22 protein-coding genes are annotated in these 24,111 nt (G+C 57.1%); 13 read left to right on the forward strand and 9 right to left on the reverse strand.

The annotated features are described in order from the left end of the window. Positions 1-45: 45 nt before the first annotated feature. Entirely contained in the window at positions 46-1,728 is a 1,683-nt protein-coding gene (locus ACSSVV_RS15840; RefSeq protein WP_454106533.1) for a L,D-transpeptidase family protein, read from the forward strand. Between the two features lie 86 nt (positions 1,729-1,814). Here ACSSVV_RS15840 and ACSSVV_RS15845 read toward each other — a convergent pair whose 3' ends face one another. The 3 genes from ACSSVV_RS15845 to ACSSVV_RS15855 are packed head-to-tail and all read right to left on the reverse strand — an operon-like array spanning position 1,815 to position 4,761. Then, the gene (locus ACSSVV_RS15845; RefSeq protein ID WP_454106534.1) at positions 1,815-3,341 is read right to left on the reverse strand and encodes a tripartite tricarboxylate transporter permease; all 1,527 of its coding nucleotides are present in this window, start codon (positions 3,339-3,341) and stop codon (positions 1,815-1,817) included. Further along, positions 3,341-3,787, reverse strand: a complete 447-nt coding sequence (locus ACSSVV_RS15850) for a tripartite tricarboxylate transporter TctB family protein (protein WP_011786338.1) — start codon at positions 3,785-3,787, stop codon at positions 3,341-3,343. The genes ACSSVV_RS15845 and ACSSVV_RS15850 overlap by 1 nt, the downstream gene beginning before the upstream one ends. Beyond that, a complete protein-coding gene (locus tag ACSSVV_RS15855; RefSeq protein WP_454106535.1) occupies positions 3,784-4,761 on the reverse strand; it encodes a Bug family tripartite tricarboxylate transporter substrate binding protein in 978 nt (325 codons plus the stop codon). The genes ACSSVV_RS15850 and ACSSVV_RS15855 overlap by 4 nt, the downstream gene beginning before the upstream one ends. Before the next feature lie 237 nt (positions 4,762-4,998). Here ACSSVV_RS15855 and ACSSVV_RS15860 point away from each other — a divergent pair, with 237 nt between their 5' ends. The 4 genes from ACSSVV_RS15860 (at position 4,999) to ACSSVV_RS15875 (ending at position 8,119) form a co-directional block, all read left to right on the forward strand. Then, the gene (locus ACSSVV_RS15860; protein ID WP_031211330.1) at positions 4,999-6,615 is read left to right on the forward strand and encodes a sensor histidine kinase; all 1,617 of its coding nucleotides are present in this window, start codon (positions 4,999-5,001) and stop codon (positions 6,613-6,615) included. After that, positions 6,612-7,298, forward strand: coding sequence for a response regulator (locus ACSSVV_RS15865; protein WP_014422257.1), 687 nt, complete (start codon positions 6,612-6,614; stop codon positions 7,296-7,298). The genes ACSSVV_RS15860 and ACSSVV_RS15865 overlap by 4 nt, the downstream gene beginning before the upstream one ends. A gap of 56 nt (positions 7,299-7,354) precedes the next feature. Continuing rightward, complete coding sequence (locus ACSSVV_RS15870) at positions 7,355-7,813, forward strand: hypothetical protein (RefSeq protein WP_454106537.1); 459 nt, start codon at positions 7,355-7,357, stop codon at positions 7,811-7,813. 129 nt (positions 7,814-7,942) lie between these two features. Further along, on the forward strand, positions 7,943-8,119 hold the full coding sequence (locus tag ACSSVV_RS15875) for a DUF1328 domain-containing protein (protein WP_022991499.1): 177 nt from the start codon (positions 7,943-7,945) through the stop codon (positions 8,117-8,119). 2 nt (positions 8,120-8,121) lie between these two features. On the opposite strand, the gene ACSSVV_RS15880 is transcribed toward ACSSVV_RS15875, so the two are convergent. Then, positions 8,122-9,018: a DMT family transporter gene (locus ACSSVV_RS15880; RefSeq protein WP_011786344.1), complete on the reverse strand. Its 897-nt coding sequence runs from the start codon at positions 9,016-9,018 to the stop codon at positions 8,122-8,124. Between the two features lie 95 nt (positions 9,019-9,113). Further along, complete coding sequence (locus tag ACSSVV_RS15885) at positions 9,114-9,353, reverse strand: TIGR02647 family protein (protein ID WP_011786345.1); 240 nt, start codon at positions 9,351-9,353, stop codon at positions 9,114-9,116. Between the two features lie 181 nt (positions 9,354-9,534). Here ACSSVV_RS15885 and ACSSVV_RS15890 point away from each other — a divergent pair, with 181 nt between their 5' ends. From ACSSVV_RS15890 to ACSSVV_RS15910, 5 genes are all read left to right on the forward strand, one after another. Beyond that, positions 9,535-10,890: a dicarboxylate/amino acid:cation symporter gene (locus ACSSVV_RS15890; RefSeq protein ID WP_153740982.1), complete on the forward strand. Its 1,356-nt coding sequence runs from the start codon at positions 9,535-9,537 to the stop codon at positions 10,888-10,890. Between the two features lie 129 nt (positions 10,891-11,019). Continuing rightward, a complete protein-coding gene (locus ACSSVV_RS15895) occupies positions 11,020-11,733 on the forward strand; it encodes a lytic transglycosylase domain-containing protein (RefSeq protein ID WP_022991502.1) in 714 nt (237 codons plus the stop codon). Continuing rightward, complete coding sequence (locus tag ACSSVV_RS15900) at positions 11,733-12,494, forward strand: spermidine synthase (protein WP_022991503.1); 762 nt, start codon at positions 11,733-11,735, stop codon at positions 12,492-12,494. Before ACSSVV_RS15895 ends, ACSSVV_RS15900 begins: the two co-directional genes overlap by 1 nt. Positions 12,495-12,629: 135 nt before the next feature. Continuing rightward, the gene (locus ACSSVV_RS15905; RefSeq protein ID WP_023011180.1) at positions 12,630-14,543 is read left to right on the forward strand and encodes a hypothetical protein; all 1,914 of its coding nucleotides are present in this window, start codon (positions 12,630-12,632) and stop codon (positions 14,541-14,543) included. Positions 14,544-14,601: 58 nt separating this feature from the next. After that, positions 14,602-15,294, forward strand: a complete 693-nt coding sequence (locus ACSSVV_RS15910) for a pseudouridine synthase (RefSeq protein ID WP_014422264.1) — start codon at positions 14,602-14,604, stop codon at positions 15,292-15,294. Positions 15,295-15,309: 15 nt separating this feature from the next. Here the strand turns inward: ACSSVV_RS15910 and efpL are convergent, their stop codons facing one another. Continuing rightward, complete coding sequence (gene efpL / locus ACSSVV_RS15915; protein WP_011786351.1) at positions 15,310-15,876, reverse strand: elongation factor P-like protein EfpL; 567 nt, start codon at positions 15,874-15,876, stop codon at positions 15,310-15,312. Positions 15,877-15,949: 73 nt separating this feature from the next. After that, a complete protein-coding gene (locus tag ACSSVV_RS15920; RefSeq protein ID WP_022991506.1) occupies positions 15,950-16,447 on the reverse strand; it encodes an acyl-CoA thioesterase in 498 nt (165 codons plus the stop codon). Positions 16,448-16,650: 203 nt separating this feature from the next. Between ACSSVV_RS15920 and ACSSVV_RS15925 the strand changes: the two genes are divergently transcribed. After that, the gene (locus ACSSVV_RS15925; RefSeq protein ID WP_222196887.1) at positions 16,651-18,516 is read left to right on the forward strand and encodes an alkaline phosphatase D family protein; all 1,866 of its coding nucleotides are present in this window, start codon (positions 16,651-16,653) and stop codon (positions 18,514-18,516) included. Between the two features lie 38 nt (positions 18,517-18,554). On the opposite strand, the gene ACSSVV_RS15930 is transcribed toward ACSSVV_RS15925, so the two are convergent. Together ACSSVV_RS15930 and ACSSVV_RS15935 are read right to left on the reverse strand one after the other, a co-directional pair. Further along, complete coding sequence (locus ACSSVV_RS15930) at positions 18,555-19,253, reverse strand: crotonase/enoyl-CoA hydratase family protein (protein ID WP_022991508.1); 699 nt, start codon at positions 19,251-19,253, stop codon at positions 18,555-18,557. Positions 19,254-19,349: 96 nt separating this feature from the next. Then, positions 19,350-21,929, reverse strand: a complete 2,580-nt coding sequence (locus ACSSVV_RS15935; RefSeq protein ID WP_454106538.1) for a DUF2339 domain-containing protein — start codon at positions 21,927-21,929, stop codon at positions 19,350-19,352. Positions 21,930-22,060: 131 nt separating this feature from the next. Here ACSSVV_RS15935 and ACSSVV_RS15940 point away from each other — a divergent pair, with 131 nt between their 5' ends. Both ACSSVV_RS15940 and ACSSVV_RS15945 read left to right on the forward strand, forming a co-directional pair. Beyond that, positions 22,061-22,999 carry a sensor domain-containing diguanylate cyclase gene (locus ACSSVV_RS15940; protein ID WP_454106539.1) on the forward strand — a complete coding sequence of 313 codons (939 nt, stop codon included), beginning with the start codon at positions 22,061-22,063 and terminating at the stop codon, positions 22,997-22,999. A gap of 140 nt (positions 23,000-23,139) precedes the next feature. Continuing rightward, complete coding sequence (locus ACSSVV_RS15945) at positions 23,140-23,883, forward strand: substrate-binding periplasmic protein (protein ID WP_023009171.1); 744 nt, start codon at positions 23,140-23,142, stop codon at positions 23,881-23,883. Positions 23,884-24,111: the final 228 nt, after the last annotated feature.

Genomic DNA, 24,111 nt, shown 5'->3' on the forward strand with positions numbered 1-24,111 from the left:
ACCACAGGGACAGCCTTTGATCGTACACCGCAATGGAGGCGCAGAATGCAGGAAGCTCGTTACCCACTCACCCTGCACTGCCTTCTCCTGGCTCTGGTGTTTGCGGTTCCGGCCAGGGCCCAGGGCAATGATGGACTGATCAACCGCATTGAAGCCCTGCAGGCTGGTTACCCGGTATCGGTGCTGGAATCCCGGCTATATGCCAAGGAAGCACTGACGCGATTCTACGAAGCCAGAGGGTACACGCTGGCCTGGGAGGACCCGAGCAATCGCAGGGAATTGCTCGAAGCCATCCGGGCAGTGGCCGGTGACGGTCTCAACCCCCGCGACTACCACTACGACACCCTTGCAGCACTCGCCCTGAAAGACCTGAATGACAGCGCCGAGGAATTACAGACCGACCTTGACCTTGTACTCTCGGATGCCTTCCTGCTACTGGCGTCCCACCTGCACCACGGCAAGGTCAACCCCACAACCATCCATGCGGAATGGACCGCCAACCGCCAGCAAAGGGAGATGCAGTCGGTCTTGTCCGAAGCCCTGGCCAGCGGCACCGTCTACACCACTCTGCAGGATCTCAAACCCCGCTCTGCGGCCTACCATCAACTGGTACAACGACGCAAAGCGCTGGGTGAGCTGATCAGCGCAGACTGGCCGGCTATCGTTTCGGGACCAAGTATCCGACCAGGCGATACCGACAACCGCATACCCGACATTCGTCGCCGCCTGGCACTGTTGGGCGACCTCTCCGGCGACTCACCAGAAGCCTCGAATCACCAACACTACGACGACGCCCTGGCCACTGCGATCCCGTTATTCCAGGCCCGACACGGCCTGGAACCAGATGGAATCGTCGGCCGGGACACTCTGACAGCGCTGAACCTGTTGCCCCTGGAACGGATATACCGCCTGGACGCAAACCTGGAACGGTGGCGGTGGTTACCGGAATCCCTGGGAGAAACCTATGTCGTCGTTAACATCGCCGGTTTTGAGCTGGTGCTCGTAGAGAGCGGCGAGCAGGTCCATCGCCAACGGGTAATTGTTGGCAGGCCATACCGGCAGACGCCAGTATTCAGCGATCGCATTCGCTACCTGGTTTTCAATCCGACCTGGACGGTACCCCGGAAGCTGATGATCGAAGACCAGCTACCGATCATACGGTCAGATCCGGAGTATCTGGAGCGCCTGGGCTTCAAGGTTTTCAGGGGCTGGGGCGCAAACCAGAGCGAAGTCGATCCAGCAGAAATCGACTGGACGGAACTCTCGAAGAACAACTTTCCCTACCAGCTGATTCAGCAGCCCGGCCCCCAGAATGCGCTGGGCCAGGTCAAATTCATGTTCCCGAACCAGTACGATATCTACCTCCACGATACCCCGGCGCAATCGTTGTTCAGTCGGCTGGAGCGAACCCTGAGCTCCGGCTGCATCCGTCTGGAACGCCCCTTTGAGCTGGCCGAACGATTGCTGGCAAACACCAACGGATGGAACAAAAAGCGAATTGAGCAGACCCTGGCAACCGCCGAACCGGCAACCGTAGTGCTATCGGAACCGGTGCCTGTGTACCTGCAATACTGGACCACCTGGATTGATCCGGCCGGCGTTCTCCAGTTCCGGAACGATGTGTATGATCGTGACCGCCGTTTGCTGCAGGCACTGCGTGCAGATTCTGAGGGCGGACAGTCACTTACACCCAGAGCTGATAATCGTCCCACGGCACGCACGGACTAGCTTCTTGCGGTCATAAAAAAACACCGGGCAAAGCCCGGTGCAAAGACTGACAAAGGCAGCTCGTCAGAAAAGCCTTAAAGATATGGTTAGTCGCTGACAGGGGACTCTTTGATCGCCGCATTCATTCTGCGGCGAAGTAGTGGCCCCACGAGATAAGGCAGTACCAGGCCAAGGCCGGCGACAGTCCATAACCCGATGGCGAGAGGACTCCCCCAAAGAATGCTCCAGTCGCCGTCCGACAGGACCAAGGCATGTCCCAGGTTTTTCTCCATTTCCGGCCCCAGCAACAGGCCCAGAATGATGGGAACCAGAGGAATCTCAAGTTTGCGCAGAAAATAGCCGGCAATACCGAAGGCAATCATGAAATACAGATCGAAGGTGCTGTGGCTGATCGAGTAGATCCCGACAAACGCGACCATCGTGACAATTGGCAGCAGATACATCGGCGGCACAGACAACAACCTTACGAAGAATCCCACCAGCGGAATGTTCAACACCAGCAGGAGGACGTTGCCAATCAGCAGCGCGGCAATAACGCCCCACACAATGTCGGCATTCTGGGTAAACATCAGCGGGCCCGGTGTGATGTTCAGCGAAATCAGCATCGCCAGCAGGACAGCGGTCGTGCCGCTGCCCGGCACACCCAATGTCAGCATGGGGACCAGGGCACCAGAGGATGCCCCGTTGTTACCGGCCTCGGGCGCAACAACGCCCCGGATGTCACCTTCACCAAAACGGCCTTTTTTGCCGACCACCTGTTTTTCCAGGGTGTAGCTGATAAAACTCCCCAGAGAAGCACCCGCCCCCGGCAGCACACCGGAAATAAAGCCGAGAATCCCGCCGCGAAGCTGTGTTGGTATGGTCGTTACCAACTCCTTCAGGCTCAGGCTGAGCTTGCCAACCTGCATTTTCTCTCGCCCTTCCCCCATGCGATGCTCCACGAAAAACAACAACTCGGAGATGGCAAACAGACCCACAATGGCCAGAATGAAATCGATACCTTCATAGAGTTCAAGCACACCGAAGGTATAGCGCTGGGTTCCAGTGGAAATATCGATACCCACCGTGGAAATCATGATCCCCAATGCCGCCGCAATAACCGTCTTCATGGGGTTCTTGCCGGTGATCCCGCCCAATGTGGCAAACGCCAGCAGAAACAGCGCAAAGTACTCGGCAGGGCCGAAGGTAAGGGCAAACTTGGCCAGCACGGGCGCCAGCATGATCAACCCGATGGTCCCGATCAGACCACCCGAGAAAGACGCGATGGCAGAAACCGCCAAGGCATCAGCAGCCCTCCCTTTACGGGCCATCGGGTAGCCATCCAGGCAGGTCATCATCGCCGGTTCATCGCCCGGTATGTTGAGCAGGATGGAGGAGATTCGCCCCCCGTACATGGCGCCTGCATAGACTGCGGTCAACAGAATCATGGCGGTTTCGGGCGGAAGTCCCAGCGTAAACGCCAGTGGTATAAGAATCGCCACACCATTGGCCGGCCCCAGTCCTGGAAGACAACCAATCAGGGTGCCGACAAATGCGCCAAACAGAGCGAACATCAGGTTATACGGAGTCAGCGCTACGGCAAACCCCTCCATCAGAAAGCCAAGGGTTTCCATCAGTGCACCTCCAGCAGGCCAGCCGGCAAGCTCAACGACAACCCATAATTGAACAGGACGAACACCACGACGGCGCTGCCTAAACCGGTAAGAAAGGCCCGTTTAGGCGCTGCTCCCATGCGCCAGCTGAGCGTTCCGACCGCCAACGTTGTCGCGATGACGAATCCCAGCGGCTCCAGCAACAAGGCATAAACCACCAGAACCAACACCGAGACCAGAAGTTCCAGTGCCGATTTACCAACCGGCCACCGGGCATCCGGGTCAGGTTTGATCATCAGATACAGACTTCCGGCCACCAGAACCACCGACAAGATGGTAGGAAAGGTCTCTGGGCCGACCCCCTCAGCGCCACCAAAGGGTTCCGGCCACTGCTGCGCAGCCCAGCCATAAGCCACTGCCAGGACCAGAAGACCCAGGCCGAGAATACGATCACCGAAGCCCGTCATTTGAGTAACCCGATTTCACGAGAGAGTGCTTCAATGTCCTGCACCTGGTTGCGCACGAATTCGTCAAACGCGCTGGCAGGAGGGTGAAACGGAACCAATCCGTTACGGGCCATCACCTGTTCCCATTCTTCGCTGGCGTACAGGGTGTCGACCGCATCTACCCAATACTGCTTGGCGGCTTCATCCGCGTCTTTAGGCATGTAGAAGCCCCGCCAGTTTGGCCCTACCGCATCAATGCCCTGCTCTCTCGCTGTGGGCAGATCACTGAATTTGCCTGGCAAACGTTCATCGGCCAGAACAGCGATCACTCGCAAATCTCCGGACTCCATGAACCCTGTCGCCTCAGACAGATCACCGGTAAACGCATCCACCTGGCCACCCACAACCTGAGTCATGGCTTCACCGCCATTGTTGTAGGACAGATAGGGAATCGATGGGAGTTTTTCCGCACCCGCCGCTTTTGCGGCAATCAGCACCTTCAGGTGGTCCCAGCCACCCCGTGCGCTGCCACCAGCAAACTTGACGGACTTGGGATTGGCCTTCACGGCATCCATCAGTTCTTTGAGGTTCTGATACCTGGAATTCTTGCTTACCGCGATAATTCCGTAGTCGGCGCCCAGTGCGCCCACCCAGGTGACCATATCGGCATTCATGCCAGGAAACTGGCCCTGGGCCAGGCGCGTTGTCGTTGCCGTGGAGGCCGCCACCAGCAGCTTGTTATCACCTGCGCGTTTGCTCACGGTATGAGCGTAGGCAACGCCTCCGCCAGCGCCGGCCATATTGACGGTCTGCACTGTTCCATCAACCAGGCTGAGGTCCTGCAGCACATTGCCTACGCTCCGGCAGGTAAAGTCCCAGCCGCCTCCGGGATCCGCCGGTGCCAGACACTCAACCTTGCCAGAAGGTTGCCAAGCCATTGCAGAGGTACTGACGGCGGCCGCCGCCACCAAAGAGAGGAATCGTTTGAACATCATTGTGGTCACCTTACTCAGTTGTTTTTGTCATGATCGCCAGGTCACCGGAACGAATGAGGAGGAGCTCTCCGGTGAGGCGATTAAGGGCAGACTAATAGGTGAAACCCGAGACACAGAAGCTTGTGGGCGTAACGCCTTTAAAGACTTTTTTCTGCATTCTGTGCATAAAGATCACGGGCGGTGGCCGCAAGGATGGATTACCCTGAAAAGCAAACGACAAAAAGCCGTGCTCTATCCGTGTTAAGAAAAACCAAACTGAAAACCCGCATGATCCTGACCCTGGGATTGCTCGGCACCTTGCAAACGGTGCTGATTGGCAGTTTTGCCGGCTATTACCTCAGTGAGTCACTGTATGAGGAAATTGGCGAGCGCGCTTTGATGGTCGCCAAAACCGTTGCCGCCACACCGGCTGTTATCGAGGGCGTCCGCACCAGAAACATCCCTGCGCTCAATCAACTGGCCCGTCGGCTTACCGAAACCAATGAAGCTCTGTTTATTGTCATTGGCGATCACCGGGCAATCCGTCTGGCGCATCCGGACCCGACCCGGATTGGCTATTCGATGGGTGACGACGATGGTGATTACGGCCAACAGGCTCTGCAACACGGCCAGGCGTATGTCGCTCGCGCCAAAGGCAGCCTTGGGGAGTCCATGCGCGGAAAGGCTCCGGTATCCACTCCGGAAACGGGCAAGATCATCGGGATCGTATCGGTGGGTTACAGTCTCGAGCAGGTTGAGAACACCATACGTCGATATAATTTTGTTCTCTATGGTGTTGTCGGCCTAATGCTTTTGTTCACAGTGTTCTCGGCCATCATCATCGCCGGCCGATTCAAGCGTGCCATCTTCGGCCTTGAACCAGAGGAAATCGCCCGGTTGTTCCAGGAGCGTGACGCTACCCTGCAATCCGTTCGTGAAGGCATTATTGCGGTCAATCGGGACGGGATAATAACCACCGCCAACCGGGCAGCCTATGAGACACTGGAACTGCCTGAGAACGAACCTCTCGCAGGCAAGCCCATTCTGGACATTCTGCCGGAAAGCAGCCTGATGTCGGTATTGCAAACCGGACAACCAGACTTCGACCGTGAAGTCTGGTTAAGAGGACGACAAATGGTCGTCAATCGGCTGCCAGTTCGCCAGGGTGAGCAGATCATCGGCGTGGTAGCCAGTTTTCGCCGGCGAGATGAGCTTGATCAGGTGAGTAGACAACTCACGCGAATACAGCAGTATGCCGATACCCTTCGCAGCCAGACCCATGAATACTCGAACAAGCTTCACACCATCGCCGGACTGATACAGATTGGCGCGACTGAAGAGGCGCTTAATCTGATTGGCAGCGAGGTGAGCGACCATCAGGCGCTGCTGCATCTTCTGCTGGAAGCCGTGCCAGACCCGATTATCGCTGGTTGTCTGCTCGGAAAGTACAATAGGGCGAAGGAAATGGGCCTGCGTCTGGAAATAGACCCTGGCAGCCAGATGGCCGACCTCCCGGCGGAGCTGCCCAGGGATCAGTTGGTCAGTGTTCTCGGCAACCTGATTGACAATGCGCTTGAAGCCACGGTCCACAAGGCGGGCAACGGCGGCCGGGTATCACTGTCGATGACCGATCTGGGGCACGAGCTGATTTTCGAGGTTGAAGACGAGGGCCCCGGAGTTCCCGGGCCGGATCGGGCCCGGATTTTCGAGCGTGGCTTCAGCACCAAAGGTGAGAAACACGGGATCGGCCTGCATCTGGTTCAGCAGTTTCTCGATCGCTGGGGAGGCTCGGTGACGGTTGAAAACCTGTCCGGAGGTGGCAGTCGTTTTACGCTCTACTTACCGAAAACGCCGATTGCGGGAGGACATCCGTGACCACGATCCGACTGCTTATTGTTGAAGACGATCCGAAGATCGCCGAGATTCAGCGCCGGTTTGTTGAGCGTGTTGAACAGGTGGAACTTTGTGGCATAGCCCATACCCTGGCCGATGCCAGGGATCTGATCGACGTACTGGAGCCTGAACTGATCCTCCTGGATGTCTACTTTCCCGACGGCAATGGTTTGGACCTGCTCCGGGAACTGAGAGCCCGTGACCGTCGGTCAGACGTCATTCTGATTACCGCAGCCAAAGAGGTAGAAACACTGCGTAGCGCCCTTCGTGGGGGCGTATTCGACTATATTCTGAAACCCCTGGTGTTCGAGCGCCTGCAGGAAGCCATTAACCGCTACCGGGAGCATCTGGACAAGCTGCTGGCACTGAACAAGCTCGCCCAGAAAGAAGTAGATGCGCTGTTACCCAGAGCCACCAACGACACCGAAGCCTCCGTGCCTGAACGGCTGCCAAAAGGTGTCGACAGCCTGACGCTGGACAAGATCAGAGGGGTGGTTGCCACTGGGGGTCACTGGAGCGCGGAAGAAATGGGGGCCGAGATCGGAGCCTCCCGGACAACGGCCCGCCGCTATCTGGAATTCCTGGTCGGCACCGGTGAGCTTTGCGCCGAAGTAAACTATGGTAGCGTTGGGCGCCCGGAACGACGCTATTGCCTGAAAGCCTGAAAGCACTCAAGTGGCCCTTATTCTTTATACATTACTGGCACAAGCAGGAGATCCCGATGAAACATCTGATTACCGCCGGCATCACAGCATTGACGGTGACGTTGACAGGTTGCCAGAACCTTCCAGATGCAAAGGAAGGGGCCAACCGTAATGTTGTTTTTCTCAAGGCCACACACTGTCTGGAGGAACCCGTCGGCGACCAGGATCGTATTCATTTTGGCCCCTGCCTGAAGATTACCGACATCAATGGAGAAGCGCCGACCGTGCGCAGCGACGGCTTCATTGAGCTGCCTGTTGCCCGGCCTGTAACCATCGGTACCAGCTGTGTCTACCGCCATGCCGATGGCACCCCGATTCCTGCAACCGTGGGCACCGCAGAGTTTCAGGTGAACAGCACCACGTTTCCGGAAGGCGGCCAGCGTTGGTACCTGCATGCCCACGAGCAGGCACGAGGTGTCGTTGGCTGTCAGCCCACACTCTCCACGTCGGTGTTTCCAACCCGAAAAACGGACTGACAAGAACTCTGTTGCGGCGATGGCCAAATGACGGGGCCGTTACCATCCCTCCACAAAGCCCGCTGAAAATTGCGTACCGGGAAGCCCTGTGCCACGGTTAAAGGGCAACCCTTGAATGGAGGACAGGAAATGCTCTATTGGGCTATTGTTTGTCTCGTTATTGCAGTGATCGCAGGAATTCTGGGTTTTGGCGGTATTGCAGGCACAGCGGCCAGCTTCGCGAAGATACTGTTTTTCGTCTTTCTGGTGCTTCTGGTGGTGTCGCTGGTCGTTAACGCCCTGCGCGGTAAGGGGCCAAAGGTATAGCATCAGCGATTTAACGGTCGTGGCCCTCCGGTAACCACGAGGGCCACCCCGGCTACCGCCACCACTCCCCCGGCAATGGCCAACGGCCCCAACCGCTCATTGAACAGAATAAAAGCTTCCAGTGCCGTTACCGGTGGCACCAGATAAAACAGACTGGCCACCTGCGAAGCCGCACCGCGACGAATAAGCCACATCAGAATCAGAATGGCACTTACCGACAGCCCGAACACCAGCCATCCCAGCGCCAGACTGAATTGCACTGTCCATTCGATGTGCCGGGTTTCCAGCGTGAAGGCACCAATCGCGAAGAACGCTGCAGCCGCTGTGTACTGAATCATGGTGCCAGATATCAGATCCACTCCGGTTCCGAAGCGCTTCTGATAGACCGTACCCAGTGAAATTCCGATCAACGACAAGCCGGCCCAGAGAATGGTGACCGGTGAAAAACTACCACCATTGGCACCGCTGCCCAGCTTTTCCGCCAACACCAACGCCACCCCGGCCAGCCCCATGACCAGCCCCAGCCACTGCCTGCCAGCAACCGACTCCCGCAGAATCAGAACGGCTGCCAACGCTGTTACCAGCGGTTGAAGACCAACAATCAGTGAGACCAGGCCTGAAGGCATGCCCTGATCGATGGCATAGAACACCCCGCCCAGATAGGTTCCCTGCACCAACAACCCGGTAATCGCCAGATGTCCGGCCCCACGCCAGCCCGGCCAACGGGATTTCATGGCCACGGCGAGAATAGCCAACGGCACCAGCGTCAGCAGCATACGGATCAGCAGCAGGGTAAAGGGTTCCGCATAAGGCAGACCATACTTGGCGCCAATGAACCCGGTGCTCCACAACCAGACAAACAGGGCGGGCACAAAAAAGGAGTAATAGATCGGTGGCATAAGTCCCGGCAGAGGCTGGAAAAAGAGCCTCGACTATACCCGGCCAATCAGGCCGGGAACAGGTACAGCCTTGCCATTACAGAGACACAGTCACCCTATGGGGCGGTGAGCATTGTCTGAAGCTTCTGGGTAAACTCCACCGCTTCGCAACCAAGCGGGGTCAGGTAACCACCATCCTTCTGGCTTATCAGCCCTTTGGCAAACAAGGATTCCGCCGCGCGCAGCGTTTCCGGCGCCGCACTGTGAGCGTGCACCTTGATGCCCTCCTGGGTAGAGGCGGACGGAAACTGCAGTAACAGGTTCAGCTCAGCAAGGTGGTTCGGAGAGAACGGCATAAAAGCTCCTTATCGTCAGCGTTCTCTGCAGTTTAGCCCAAACAGTCGTGGACCGAAGCAGAATCACAAAGAAATTGATCCAGATGCATAGTTTGCCTGACTATCCTAAAGTTATTGTCTTCAAAGGCCCGATCCCTGCCTGTCACCGGCACAGAAAAACGGCAACACGGACACGTTGATCATGGATAACACACCAGCTCAGACCACCGACAATGCACCTCGTTCGCTGCGCCATCTGAGCGTCTACCTGGCCACACTGGTCAAAGGCAGGCTTTGGCTTAAAGTGCTCATTGGCATGGGGCTTGGTCTGGTGGTGGGCACCCTGCTTGGTCCTTCGGTCGGCCTGGTCGAACCGGACACGGGCACCTTGATCGGTAACTGGCTGGCGTTTCCGGGGCAACTCTTCCTCGCCACTATACAGATGATCGTCATACCACTGGTGATTGCCTCGGTGGTGCGAGGACTGGCCGCCAGCGACAACCTGGAACAACTCCGGAAAATGGGTACCCGGGTTACCCTGTTTTTTGTCATTACAACCGCCATTGCGGCCACCATCGGCCTCTGGGTGGGCGGCCTGGTTAACCCGGGAGATCTGATGACCGGCCTGACCACACCGCCAGCCGATGCCGCGCCGGTGGCCGCCGACATCCCCGGCCTGGACGCCATCCCCCAGACACTGATTGGACTTCTGCCCGGCAACCCCCTGGACGCCATGGTGGAAGGGCAGATGCTGCAGGTGGTGATTTTCTCCATCATCATCGGCGTTGCGCTGGTCAGTATGTCGGGCGACAAAGCCAAGCCGATGCTCGACCTGCTCGATTCACTGCAGCAAATCTGCATGACCGTGGTTCGCTGGGCCATGCGCCTCGCCCCCTATGCCGTGTTTGGCCTGATGGCACAACTGACGACTACCTTGGGTTTTCGTGCCATGATTGGCATGGCCTCGTATGTGGCAACGGTGCTGTTCGGCCTCGCCGTCCTGATGGGGTTTTATCTGGTCATTCTCAAACTGCTGGCAGGTGTACGGCCACTGCAGTTCCTGAGGGATACCCGTGATGTCTTGCTGCTGGCATTCTCGACCTCCAGCTCCGCCGCTGTCATGCCCCTGTCTATCCGTACCGCAGAGGACAAACTCGGGGTGCGCCCGTCGGTTTCCCAGTTTGTAATCCCCCTGGGCGCAACCATCAACATGAATGGCACTGCGCTTTATCAGGCCGTCGCGACCGTTTTCCTGGCCCAGGTCTACGGCATCGACCTCAGTGTTGGCAGTATGGCCCTGGTGGTCGCCATGGCAGTGGGTGCCTCTATAGGGTCGCCGGCTACCCCGGGGGTCGGCATTGTCATTCTGGCAATGGTACTGCAATCGGTGGGTGTACCAGCCGCAGGTATTGCCTTGATCATGGGCGTGGACCGAATTCTGGATATGTGCCGAACCGCCATCAATGTAACCGGCGACCTGGTTGCCTGCCGGCTGCTGGAGAACTGGTCGGGCAAGCGACTTCCGCCGCCAGCCGGACCGATTGCCGGCGATGCCTGAAGACAACGGCCAATTTGTGACCCCATGAACAATCGGTATCATGAAGGCACGAAACTCCTACACTTGAACGGCCATCTACCGCGATAATAGACGTAGTGTGTCATTCAGAAACAAAGCTTCGGGTTCTTGATGAATTTCAGCGGTACATCCCTGACAACCAGAGTCACCATTGCCCTTGTCACCGGACTCCTTCTCGCGACAGCTACGGCCCATGCCGACAGCATCAAACGCATCGTGCATCCGGACGGACGGGTGGAATTCACCAATGTGAAAAGCAAAAGCCAGCCACGAGCCTCCACCAAGAGTGAAACCGTGTATCGTTACACCGACGAACACGGTGTCGTGGCCTACAGCAGCCAGCGCCCGGGCAACGCCGACTTCGATGTTATCCGCTTCCACTGCTACGCCTGTGACCCGGAATCCAGCGTCGACTGGCACAAAACGCCATTGTTCCTGAGCCCCTATCGCAGTGAAATCCAGACCGCGGCAGCTGAATTCAATGTTGACCCGGCCCTGGTGCGAGCCGTTATACATGCCGAGTCTGCCTTCAACCCCAAGGCCATTTCACCGGTCGGTGCCCAGGGACTGATGCAGCTGATGCCGGGGACGGCACAGGAACTGGGCGTAAAAGACCCACTGGAGGCCAGCGAAAACATCCGCGGCGGTGTCGACTATCTGGCCAAAATGCTCAAACGCTTTAATGGCGACACTCGCCTGGCGACCGCCGCCTATAACGCCGGCCCCGGCGCCGTTGGCCGCTACAGGGGCATTCCGCCTTACGCGGAAACCAAAGCCTACGTGGAACGTGTAGGTATCCTGCACCAGCGCTACGCCGCCAACTGATGGGCACCATCATCAAACGGCCCGATATCAAGGGCGATATCGTGCATGTCGCCAACGACCGCTACGGCAATATTCTGGTGATTGATGATCGCAAACACCGGATTCTCAGTTTTGATTCCGTGTTTGAGCAAAGCAAAATTCTGCGTCGGGCACCCCATGTTCCCGTCCACGAATACAGCCGTGCCATGCTGCTGCCCATTGCCTTCGCCAGGCCCGACCACATCACTGTGCTTGGTTTGGGTGCAGGCGTCGTCGCCCACGGCATACACCGCCTGTTACCCGACAGTCAGGTTCATGTGGTGGAGTTGCGTCAAAAGGTGTTCGAGACCGCACGGGACTGGTTCTCGTTCCCGCAACATGAGCGCCTTCATGTCACCGTCGCCGATGCCTGGCATACACTGGAAACGCTTCCGGGGGCCAGCACCGCCATGATTGTCACGGATCTGTACAGCGCAGACCGGATGTCGCCCCTTCAAGCGCAACGCCGGTTCATCAAGGCCTGTGCCCGGGCACTCAAACCTGACGGCTGGCTCGTTCTGAACTATCACCGCATGCCGGAGCCGGACGGTAACCTGCTGCGCGAGCTGAAACGCCAGTTCCCGTGTCTGCTCACCTTCAAAAGCAAAACCAACAACTGGGTTATCTATGGCTGCAAGCGGGTGTTTGATCCCTGGCAGATACCCGACTCAGTCCTCAAGGCATTGGAAGAACAACTGCCGGTTGGATGGCCCGCGCTGATGAAAAAAATCCGGGTCTTATAAAATCCGCCCTGCCGACCACGAAAAATCTTACTCCGTTTTACATTTTTTTATGTAATTGCCGGTAATTGTTCATAGTTTTCAGGCTAAACTCTGCGCCTCTCTACACCCTCTCTTACTCATGTAAAGGAACAAAGCATGGCATTTGAGTACGGAGCTCAAAAACTCAACATCCGGAATCCATTCCGGTTCGAAGGGCTGGTCCGGTCCATTCGTGGTGCAATTCTGCTGGCGATTGGCGTCTATCTCCTGTTTCAGATTCAACCCCTGCTTGGTACCGACAAACCCAGGGCCTGGGTTAACCTGTTGATCGGCGGCCTGTTTGTAATGGGCGGGTTGAAGGCGCTGGGCGGAGGCCTGTTCCAGGTCATGCGTTTCTTCGTGGGCCGCGCCGCGCCGGCCTCACTGGCCAAAAACGTTGCCCGTGAAGCCGTGAACGAACGCGAGCCGACCCTGTATAACTCTAAAATGCTCCACAACATGCTCATGAGCAAGAGCAACCCGACCTTTATCGAGCCCACCGGCTGGTTCGCCCGGGCGGTTCACTCGGTCTTTCCCAACCTGATTGTCACGCCCTGGCCAATTCGCAACGTCGCTCAGAATCTGGCCATGAAACTGACCAAGAGTTTCGTGGCCATCGCCGCCTTTCTGGTGGCCAGCCTGGTGGTCACCATGGTGTTCTCAGGCACCGAAGGTGCGGATGTTGGCAGCACGGTTATCTCACTGATCCTGCAAGCGTCATTGCTGGTGTACCTGGGGCTGTTGTGGGTCAAACTCGGCAACCCGCTGTCCCGCAGTAACATGACCAGCCTGAGCCAGACCACCAGCAAGGGACTGGCGCTGGTGATCATTGGTGCCATCGCAGTGCCCATCCTGACTGCCCAGGGCTGGCTTGGCTTCTGGGACAGTCTGCACGTCAGTGCCCGCCAGGATTTGGCCGGCCTGATGCCCCTGCTTGAACCGGTTTTCCGTACCGGGTCCCTGCTGACCCTGACTATCGTCTGTGCTCTGACGACAGCGGCCATTGCGGTGGTTTTGATCAAAGCACGCATTGGCATGGTGCCCATCGCAACCAGCAGCTCTGAACTCAACAATAGCTGGCGATTCGATCTGCACCCACGCCAGATCTTCACGACGCTGCGCGACCTGGTGTTGATGCAAAAACGTCAGCAGGAGCTGCCGAACCGGGTATATCTGGACAGCAACGACACCGGTGATGCCAACCGGGAGAATGAGCAGTTCAACGGCGACCTTCTGGTCGAAATACAGCCTGTTGTCGAAGACCGCGAAGAGCCAAAATCCCTGCGCTGGGCCCGGGCAAGCGGAACCATCGCTGGCCAGATACTCCTGTTGGCGGGTGCCCTGCTGCTCTGGCTGGGTGCCGATCGCGTGATGGACCATGTTTACGCTCTGGATCAGCTTCGCGCTACCCGGCTCGATGTCGACCAGGCATTGAACCTGCTGTTCGTCCCCGCGGGCGCCACGGCCGCCATCCTGCTTGCCAGCTTGCTATTGCTCGGCTTCGGCCGGACACTGTCCAGAATCTGCCATCTGTTCTGGGCCGAGATCTTCTTTAAGTCCAACCTGTTCGATATGCACTGTGAAGGCACGGTGATGCGGGCAACTCATTACCGCGGCGCCGACCGTCACAGTGCGTCCAGTGAACAGGATGTATTCAGTTTCGACGCCACCTACTTCGCTCTGGCAACTGAAGCGGTCAGCTCAACGTTTGCAGTCTCTGGCCAGCAAAACCTGGAGCAGCCGAGGTATCTGCTGTCCCTGTCGCCATGCGATGGATTCATCAACAGCGTGGTTGGCGACCTGGAAGACCAGTTCCGTCGCCGCAACGACGAAATAAAGAACGAAAAGCAGGCCGACCGCGAACAGCGGCTCGACTATATCCGCCAGGAGCAGGAAGCGCGCAGAACCGGGGATATGGCTGCCCAGGGCCTGGTTGCACCAGAGCAGCGGGCATCACTGGAATCAGACGTGGTGTCCGATCAGGACCGTGAGAAGATTGCCCGCTGGGAGGGCGACACAGCCGATAACTGATGGCAAATCAGACAGCACACCAGGAGCTCTTCGGAGCTCCTTTTTTGTCGGGCACAACATGAAACTCTTACGGATACTCACCAATCAGAACGGTATTAGCCGCCGACAGGCCAAGACCCTGCTCGCCGCCGGCCGTGTTCAGGTTGATGGCGAGCGCTGCCATGACCCGGACCTGGACATCCAGCGGTTTCGTGAAGTGTGCGTTGACCAGCGAATCATCCAGAGCGCGGCCCCTGCGTATTACCTGATGCTGAACAAACCATCGGGCTATCTGAGCGCCACCCGCGATGACCAGCACCCCACCGTTATGGAACTGATTGACCCATCGCTTCGGCCACATGTGCACATCGCAGGGCGACTGGACAGGGCAAGCACCGGGCTATTGATTCTCAGCAGTGACGGAGTCTGGAGCCGACGGCTGACCGAACCGGCGGTCAAAATCCCCAAGGTATACCGGGTAACCACGGCTTACGCCATCTCACCGGAGACAGAGGATCGGTTCAGGGAAGGCATCTGGTTCGAGTACGAACAACTCAGAACCTCGCCCGCGTCGCTGGAGCCATTGGGAGAGCGGGAAGTACGGCTGACGATCTACGAAGGCCGCTATCATCAGGTGAAACGCATGTTTCACGCCGTGGGCAACCGGGTGACCTCATTGCACAGGGAAAGCATGGGCGGGCTGACTGTGGATGGGCTAGAGCCAGGCAGCTACCGCCATCTCAGCGCACAAGAGGTCAGCTCAATCGGCTGACCTCTTGCCATATCATCAGGCGCGGCTGAGGAATTTGCGCTCTTCCACGTTCACGCGAATTCGGTCACCCGTGGAAATGTGCTCAGGAACCTGTACCACCAGGCCTGTGGTCAGGCGGGCGGGTTTGGTTCTGGCGGTTGCCGAGCCACCCTTGATGGACGGATCGGTTTCTTCAATGGTCAGTTCCACCGTCGGCGGCAGGTCAATGGCCACCGGGTTTTCGCTGACCAGAATCACCATTACCCCCTGGGTGTCCTCCGTAATGAACAGCAACTCATCCTCAATGGCACTGCGGTTGAGCATGTACTGAGTAAAGTCTTCTGTATCCATGAACACATACTCATCACCATCAGCGTAGGAGAAGGTCGCTTCCCGGCGCACCAGATCCGCCAGATTGAGCATGTCCGAGTCCTTGAAGGTCTCATCCAGTTTCTGGTTGGTGACCACATCGTACATGCGCATCCGGTAAAGGCTGCCTCCGGCACGGCCCTGGGGCACGGAGCGCTCGATATCCTTCACGAAATAGACGCGGCCTTCGTATTCAACCGCCTGATTCTTTTTGATTTCACTTGCTTTAGGCATGACATCCGGTTCCAGAATAGTTAGTCATCACGGGCGCTGGTATACCACGACTGGCGGTAATATGCGATAGCCCTCAGCCACTCGCCTTTGACAATTCATCCCGGGTGCGCAAACGCCCTTCACGGCGTATCTGTGCCTTGGCATAACGGCGCTTCTGGTCCTCGGTTTCCGGGATTACCTGGGGCACATCCACCGGCTTGCCCTGTTCATCGAGTGCCACAAAGGTAAAGAAGGCGGACAGAATATGGCGAGTCTCGCCGGTATAGCTGTTCTCGGCCTCCACCTTCGCACCGATCTCCATCGAGGAGCCCCAACTACGGTTCAGTGACAGATTGAACAACAAGGTGTCATTGCCTTTGGCGGGAGCGCGAAAATGAATGGAATCCACCGCCGCCGTCACACAGACATGGGCCGAGTGCCGCTCCGCGACCACCAGTGCCAAGCGGTCACACTTCGCCATGATCATGCCCCCGAACACCGTATTGTGGGAGTTCATATCGTTCGGAAACACTTTATACACATGCTTTTCAATAGCTGAAGCAGAAACAGCTTTTGCAGGTTTATCGGTCATGAAACGGTCATTCCTGTGTGTGTTTACCCACACTTTCTGTGGATAACTTTGTTAGCAAGGCAAGGACATGCGATCACAGGCAGCATAAACACTGCGTTTGCGATCCCTGCGGTTAATTTGATCAGATATACTGCACGTTTTAATGACAACAACAAAGCGGGCATTACCCCCGAAAGGATTCACATACCGGAAAGGAGTTTCCAATGATCGTCTGCGGCCCTATCGTACGCCACTCCAATCGCACCATGCTCAACCTATGGCTGGTATTAGACCAGCGTCCCGAGAGCATTCAACTGAATACCTATCTGGATGATGCCAGAGCATCACCAGTTACCAGAGACTGCGACGCCGAGTTCATACCAGCAGGCGATAACTGCTATATCTGCATGCTGTCGACGGACCTTCCCCTCGACAACGCCGAGCCTTATCACCAAACCAATGAGCTCTTCTACGAAATAGTACTGGATGGCGAGCCCTTTGGAGACAGCCAGCTGCTGGCGACACTTTGCCCTGGCACGGACAAGCTGCCCAGTGTTTACCTGCCCCGGGAGCATCGGCATTTCATTCAGGCCTCCTGCCGGCGTCCTCACTCCCCGGGGCAAGACAAAAAGCCGGACCAACTCGCCCGGGGCGCCCGTTTGCTGGCGGAGAATCTGCGCGAGGAGAGCCGGCCAAGCCAGCTGTTTCTGACCGGCGACCAGATCTACGCCGACGATGTGTCACCCTTGCTGCTGGATTATCTGGGCAAGCTGCAGAAACACCTTGGACTGGCCGACGATCTGAAAAACCTGCCGGCGGGCAAAGACCTGCACCGGCTGTCGAAACTGGATGACCGGCACTGGGTAACCCGAAGCCCCTACGGATTCAGCTCCAGCGCCAAAAGCTCTCACCTGCTGACCCGTGCCGAATATCTGAGCATGTACCTGTTTGCCTTCTCAGGCGCCGGACACCAGTTTGGCCTCGACTTCGCGGGCCACGACGAACTCAAGCCACGGCTTGCCAAACAGCCCGCCAATACCCGGGATGGCCGGAACCCGCCGGTGCAATATGTCTACACGGAGCGACAACACGCAGAAGACCACCGTAATCTGTCTGGCTTTGCACATCTGGCCCGTTCGGAGGTCCGCCAACTGCTCGCCAACACGGTGACCTACATGATCTTTGATGACCATGAAGTAACCGACGACTGGAACATCTCGAAACAGAACGCCCGGCAACTGAGCACCACGCCCATTGGCCGGTATGTGCTGATCAACGCTCTGCAGACTTACTTCCTCTGCCAGCACTGGGGCAATCAGCCCTCTCTGGTGAAGTCCGAAGTGGCAAAACTCAAAACACTTCTCGAACAGAATACGCCAGCCGACCACAAAGAATGGGACTGGTTGCTTGAGCGGTACTGGGGCTACGAACTGGAACAGACACCGCCGGTGGCGGTGCTGGATACCCGCACGCACCGGGAATTCAGCAAGCGAGGCAAACACTCGCTTGGCCTGATGTCTGATCAGCAGATCCAGCAACTGGGCCAGCGACTCTCCGGGTTTCATCAATGTCGCACGCTGATTGTGGTCTCACCGACCCCCACCTACGGATTCAGTCATATCGAATACCTGCAGCTGAATTTTCCCATGTTCAAACGCACTCTGGATCGGGAACCCTGGAGTGCTGACACGGCATCGCTCGAGGCTCTGAAATCATCCTGCTGTCAGTTACCCGGTGTTGAGCATGTGGTGGTTTTCTCTGGCGACGTACACTACGCCTTTGCCCGAAGACGTCAAACCAGCCAGGGGCCCGTGCTCTGGCAGATCTGCAGCAGCGCCTGCAACAACGTACCCATGGGTGAGAATATCGGCTTGAGGGCCATCAACAGGATCGGCGAGTTACTGGGCAAAAACCAGGAACGTTACCTGCTGCCGGAAGACAGCGACTTCTTCCTGACCAGTGACCGCAATATCGGCACCTTGATGCTTGACGATCAGGGCTGCCCGGTCCAGGCGGGATTGCTGTGTGCGGGAGAAAACGGCAGTTACCAGAAGCGTTACGATCTGGTGAACTACCGGGAAACCAACTGAAGCGACAGGAGCCACCAGACAGGTGGCCCCGTCAGGGATCAGCCCAGTACGTCGAAGTGGGCTGCATCCTGCTCAATGCACCAGTCCAGCTTCTCCAGATAAGCGGCCTTGGTTTTGAGCTTGGTTTGCTTGTGGGCGCGCATGTTCAGTTGCTTCATTTGCGTTGCCACCGCTTTGGCGCGCTCCGCCAACTGTTCCGGCGCCACAATTTCATCCAGGAAGCCGGCCGCGATAGCCGTTTCCGGGTTAAAGATCTCAGCGTTTACCACCGAGCGGTAGAAGTAAGGGGCCGGCATACGATGGCGCGCAATCTCAATGCCCGCATGGTGCATGGTCATACCAATGGCCACTTCATTCAGGCCCAGCTTGAAGCCACCCTCTACCCCGATTCGATAATCCACTGAAAGCAGAACGAACGCGCCCTTGGCGATGGCGTGGCCACTGCACGCGGCAATAACCGGCAGCGGAAATGCAGCCAGACGACGGGTAAACGTAGAGCCCACCTTAACCAGCGCCATGGCCTCTTTCGGGCCTTTCTGCATTTCCTTGAGATCATAGCCGCCGGAAAACATCCCCGGCTGCCCCGTGAGAATGACAATGGCCTTATCCTGCTCTGCCTGATCCAGCGCGGCATTCAGCGCGTCAAATACCTCATGGCTCAGAGCATTAGCCTTGCCATTGTTCACGGTAATGGTGGCAATGCCGTCGTTCAGTTCGTAAGTTACGAGTTCTGTCACCTGGATTTCCTCATCTACTGCCAGAATTAAGTGAGTGTTTGTTAACTGTATAGCGAACACCGGTCATGGGCAACGCCAAAATCCCGATCAACGGTCTCAGGATTCTGACGCCTTCCCGGAGCCGGAGGTTCGCCGGTACATCCACGCCAGGCCAAGCAGCGCCAGCCCCAGCCCCATAAAGGCAGCAACCCGCCACAGTCCCTGCAGCCCGGCCATATCCACCAGAAAGATCTTGCCGATGACCAGACCAAGCAGAATCATTCCTGCCTTGTGCAGCAGTTCGCTCTGGTTACGTGTGGACCAAAGGATCGCGGCAATCGAGTAGAGCATACCAATCACCGAGTAGGTATAGAGCTCGCCCTCCCCCATTCCACTGGACAGAGTCATCGCACTGCCCTGCCACAGATGCCGGATTTCGAGCAAAGTGAACACCCCGAAAGCCACTGCAGCCGTACAAAGAGACCAGCGAACGGGCACAAGATCGGAGTATCGAGCGCTGGCCAGAGCCAGAAGGACCGGCGCGCCATACGCCAGCAACAGCAGATTGAATACCGGAGTACTGCCAATAGTGCCGTCGGTCCACCAGGGGTTGTGCACCACGGCAACAACGAGATAACTCAGAACAGCGATCACCGTCAGTGCCCTCGCCAGCAACCGGTAAAGCCACCCCAGCGTTCCCGCGACCCTGGACCGGAAAACGTAGACGATGCTCAAAGCGCCCCAGAGCACGGTATTGATTGACGCCTCGGTGACGCCATATTCCCGCGCAAAAATATCACCATTGTATAGCCAGTAACGAAGCTCCACGCCCAGGAACAGAACCAGCAGATGCAAGGTGACAGCTTCCAGCCAGGGCCGAATCACCTCCTTTCTGGCCAGCCAGGTAGCAGCGCCAGCAAACAGCGTGGCCCCTCCGTATGTCCAAAGGGACCAATGCCCACCCGCATCGTAGCTCTGCAACCATGGATTGAAGGTCAGTCTCGCCACCACAATGGCCAGTAAAACCTTGAGAATCAGGAACAGCTCGGGCGCCTGGTATCGGCGTCCAAGCCAGACCAGGCTGACGAACTGAGTGGCCAGTGCCAATGTCATTGACGCTTCCTGCAACCACATGGCAACCGCCATGGAATAGCACGCGTGGGCAGCCAGTATCGCCCAGACCAGGCCAACGCGATAACCTGGCGAGTGCTCCAAGCGCCAGGCAACGACACCATAGACCGCCGCCGCCAGGAGCGCGACCAACGCCCAGTTGCCTGCAGCCTGCCCGCCCTGAACAAGCAACCAACCCAGTAACAGCCAGATAACGGGCGCCAGCATCGCCAGCGACGCCCACCGCCTCAGCTCCAGCTGCGTACGCCACTGCCAGAGGACGCTCAATACCACCAGCACAGAGGCAAGAATCAGATAGGTGATGAAGGGCTGATGGAAACTCTGTGCCAACGGCCTGAACAGAACGTCCTGACTCAGATCGGCAGAATACACAAGCCAGCCGGCAAACGTGGCCAACACCGCGGCCCAGGGCAAAAACCACAGTCGCTGCCGGCTTTGGGGCAACAATACGGCGACCGGTAGCATCCATAGCCACGCCAGAAAAGCGGGATCATCCGTCGATTGCCAGGTAATAGACGCTCCCCAGGCCAACAATGTTGCCAGCAAGGCGTCTCTTCGACGCTGCAGGGGAAGCAGGCCATCTCCGGGTAAGACCGAAAACAACAGGAAAAGCACGGGAAGATAACAGGACACCGCCAGGCCGTGGCGTCCACTAACGGCAACCAGAAGCCACCAGAGTCCGGCGCCGGCCAGGGTGCCAAACCAAAGCCAGGGACGGTAGACATACTGCATCAACAGCAGGGAACTGACGGTGATCACAACGCTGTAACTCAGCACAAAGACGGCACTTCCGCCCTCACCCCCGACCAGCAGCGGCACCAGATAAGCACCCGATAGCCCCATAATGGCCAGCAATGGGCCATGCACAAGCGCCAGAAACATGGTCGCGACGGAAACCAGTGCCAGCGCGAAAAGCGCCGGTACGGGCCCGATCAATCCATAATGATGAACGCCCGCCAACAAGGCTGCATAGAGTGTGACACTGCCACCGCCGGCCAGTGCTGCAAAGACCTGATCCGACCCCATGTGACGCCGACGAAAATATTCCGCGCCTGCATGCAGCCCCAACCCGGTCAACAACGCCATCAGCAACTGATGCACTGGTCCGATAAGTCCGGCGGAAATCGAATGGCTCACCATAAAGATCCCGGCAAGACTGACACTCAGCGCGCCAATCCAGACCATCCAGTTGGCTTTGAATGCCGCCACGCCACGGGATACCAGAGCATCCGACCGATTCACGGGAACGGCAATTGCTGTGTCTTCCGCGGCCGGCTCCCGAGATGTCTCTGCGTCTGTCGTTTCTGCCACCGAACTTGCTGGCTCCCGCACGTACCCGACATCCGCCGGCACATCCGGGGTGGCCGGCGTCACCGGATCCGGCAGAGAAACCCCGGTATCGCGAAGCCTGGAAACCTCTGCCCGGAGGTCGGCGACTTCCCGAGCCAGATCCTCGACCCGGGAGGCGTGACGGTCTCTTTGCCGGAACGCCAGAAAGCCCAGAAGTGAGCCCAAAGGCACCAGCAGCACGCCAGCTCCGATAACGAGAAAGAGTAATGCTTCCAATGGACGTTTCCTTGTCTTGTCAGTTGCGAAAGATCACTGTTAGTGACATAAAAGCAGTATTCTAGCCGCAAAGTCATGACATACTCGACATATCAGACCGTAGCCCGCGCACATCTCCGGGGGAACCAGACATGCCAGAACAATCCATCGAAATGACGCCGGACAGCTCTGTCTACAAGGCTCTGCTGGAATCCACAAAGGCGATTCCATGGAAAATCAACTGGCAGACCATGGCGTTCGAATACATCGGCCCGCAGATAGATGCATTGCTGGGCTGGCCCCAGGATAGCTGGAAAAGTGTCGAAGACTGGGCCACCCGTATGCATCCGGAGGATCAGGAGTGGGTCGTCAATTTCTGCGTCAAACAATCGGAGTGCGGCGTCGATCATGAAGCAGACTACCGCGCTCTGCATCTGGACGGTCACTATGTCTGGATACGTGACGTCGTGCATGTTGTTCGCGATGACAGTGGCGAAGTAGAAGCCCTGATCGGCTTCATGTTCGACATCAGCGAACGCAAGAAAACCGAGGAGAAGCTGATAGCCCTTCAGAAGAAACTCGAAGAGTACTCATTCAAGGATGGCCTGACCGGTTTGTCCAATCGACGGATGTTCGACACCGTTATTGAAGACACCTGGCTCAGCGCACAGCGCAACCGTCAGCCGTTATCACTGATTCTTCTCGATATCGACCATTTCAAACAATACAACGATTTATATGGCCACATTCAGGGCGACGAATGCCTGCGACGGGTTAGCTCCGTGCTAGCAAAAACCATTAAACGCCCCAAAGACTTTGTGGGACGATTCGGTGGCGAAGAGTTCGTCATTGTTCTGCCGGAAAGCGATGCCGATGCCGCCGTGAGAGTGGCGGAGCGATGCATCAGTGAGCTGCTTCGTGAACAGATTCCCCATGCAGATAATTCGGCGAGCCAGTTGGTAACACTCAGCATGGGTATCGGTACCATTATTCCGTCGCAGAATGATTCACTAACCGAATTTCTGGCCACTGTGGATGGACGGCTCTACGAAGCAAAAGACGCAGGGAGAAACCGTATTGTTGCGGCCTGAATCACTCAGGACACAACGTTAACTAACCGCAACCACTGAAAGACACAAATGTAAAGCAGAGGAATCCGAGCTGCCTCATTGAACACCTGTTGAATATCATAGTGAGCTCCCAAATTCTCAACCGAAAACGGAGCATCCTCATGAAAGGGAAACTCGGACTTCTCGCCGCCATGCTGGTTCTGGCAGGCTGTGCCACTGCTTCCGAGCAATTGCGCGTTTACACCGAACAGTATCCTCCTTATAACATGACCACCAACGGTCAGCCCTTTGCCCATTCAGAATCCGAAATCACCGGCCTCTGCACCGATGTGCTCAAAGCTGTTCTTGAGAATGCCAAGGTCGACTACAGCATCAAACTGCGTGACCTCAGCTATGGCATGAACCGCGCCCAACGGCACGAAGACCACGGTATCTACTGCGTATCCAAGACAGACGAGCGGGAGCCTTTCTTTGAATGGGTGGGACCACTCTCCAGCATCAAGTGGACCCTGTTTGCCAAGCCCGGCTCCAGCATCAAACTGGACGATCTTGAGGATGCCCGTGATTACCGTATCGGTGGCTACAAGGGCGATGTGATGACGGGATACCTGGAAGACAAAGGATTCGACGTTTCCGCCATCACCAACAATGGACTGAATGCCAAGCGGCTGGAACAGGATCAGATCGATCTATGGGTGGCCGATGGCCTGGCAGGCCCCTACCTGGCCGCCGATGCCTCCGACGTGACCGGCCTTGAGGCAGTTCTTGTTTTCCGCGAAACCCCGATGTATCTGGCCATTAACAAGGACTCTGATCCCGACTTGATCAAAGCCCTGAATACAGCCTACCAGGCCATGCAGGAAAGCGGTGAGATAGACACCATTTCGCGTTCTTACGGGCTCTGATCAAGAGCCTGCGCGTCTTCCCCGGAACCCGAAACGGATTCCGGGGCTCCGCCCCTTACAACAGCCATCCAGCCCCTCAATCGCCTACCATAGACTCCCTCCTCAAACCAACCATCACAGACCTAACTGTGATGGACTCAATATTGTTACAGTTTTATTACAAACAACCGCTGTCCGGAATCCAGGACAAACCTCAGAATCCCCGCCGGAATTGTAAAAAGATGAAAA

Source organism: Marinobacter sp. MBR-105 (genome assembly GCF_053628895.1).

Excerpts from the sequence above, each read along its gene's own strand:
- ACSSVV_RS15840 (WP_454106533.1), top strand. The coding sequence starts at position 46 with ATGCAGGAAGCTCGTTACCCACTCACCCTGCACTGCCTTCTCCTGGCT.
- ACSSVV_RS15845 (WP_454106534.1), bottom strand. The coding sequence starts at position 3,341 with ATGGAAACCCTTGGCTTTCTGATGGAGGGGTTTGCCGTAGCGCTGACT.
- ACSSVV_RS15850 (WP_011786338.1), bottom strand. The coding sequence starts at position 3,787 with ATGACGGGCTTCGGTGATCGTATTCTCGGCCTGGGTCTTCTGGTCCTG.
- ACSSVV_RS15855 (WP_454106535.1), bottom strand. The coding sequence starts at position 4,761 with ATGATGTTCAAACGATTCCTCTCTTTGGTGGCGGCGGCCGCCGTCAGT.
- ACSSVV_RS15870 (WP_454106537.1), top strand. The coding sequence starts at position 7,355 with ATGAAACATCTGATTACCGCCGGCATCACAGCATTGACGGTGACGTTG.
- ACSSVV_RS15875 (WP_022991499.1), top strand. The coding sequence starts at position 7,943 with ATGCTCTATTGGGCTATTGTTTGTCTCGTTATTGCAGTGATCGCAGGA.
- ACSSVV_RS15880 (WP_011786344.1), bottom strand. The coding sequence starts at position 9,018 with ATGCCACCGATCTATTACTCCTTTTTTGTGCCCGCCCTGTTTGTCTGG.
- ACSSVV_RS15885 (WP_011786345.1), bottom strand. The coding sequence starts at position 9,353 with ATGCCGTTCTCTCCGAACCACCTTGCTGAGCTGAACCTGTTACTGCAG.
- ACSSVV_RS15890 (WP_153740982.1), top strand. The coding sequence starts at position 9,535 with ATGGATAACACACCAGCTCAGACCACCGACAATGCACCTCGTTCGCTG.
- ACSSVV_RS15895 (WP_022991502.1), top strand. The coding sequence starts at position 11,020 with ATGAATTTCAGCGGTACATCCCTGACAACCAGAGTCACCATTGCCCTT.
- ACSSVV_RS15900 (WP_022991503.1), top strand. The coding sequence starts at position 11,733 with ATGGGCACCATCATCAAACGGCCCGATATCAAGGGCGATATCGTGCAT.
- ACSSVV_RS15905 (WP_023011180.1), top strand. The coding sequence starts at position 12,630 with ATGGCATTTGAGTACGGAGCTCAAAAACTCAACATCCGGAATCCATTC.
- ACSSVV_RS15910 (WP_014422264.1), top strand. The coding sequence starts at position 14,602 with ATGAAACTCTTACGGATACTCACCAATCAGAACGGTATTAGCCGCCGA.
- efpL (WP_011786351.1), bottom strand. The coding sequence starts at position 15,876 with ATGCCTAAAGCAAGTGAAATCAAAAAGAATCAGGCGGTTGAATACGAA.
- ACSSVV_RS15920 (WP_022991506.1), bottom strand. The coding sequence starts at position 16,447 with ATGACCGATAAACCTGCAAAAGCTGTTTCTGCTTCAGCTATTGAAAAG.
- ACSSVV_RS15925 (WP_222196887.1), top strand. The coding sequence starts at position 16,651 with ATGATCGTCTGCGGCCCTATCGTACGCCACTCCAATCGCACCATGCTC.
- ACSSVV_RS15940 (WP_454106539.1), top strand. The coding sequence starts at position 22,061 with ATGCCAGAACAATCCATCGAAATGACGCCGGACAGCTCTGTCTACAAG.
- ACSSVV_RS15945 (WP_023009171.1), top strand. The coding sequence starts at position 23,140 with ATGAAAGGGAAACTCGGACTTCTCGCCGCCATGCTGGTTCTGGCAGGC.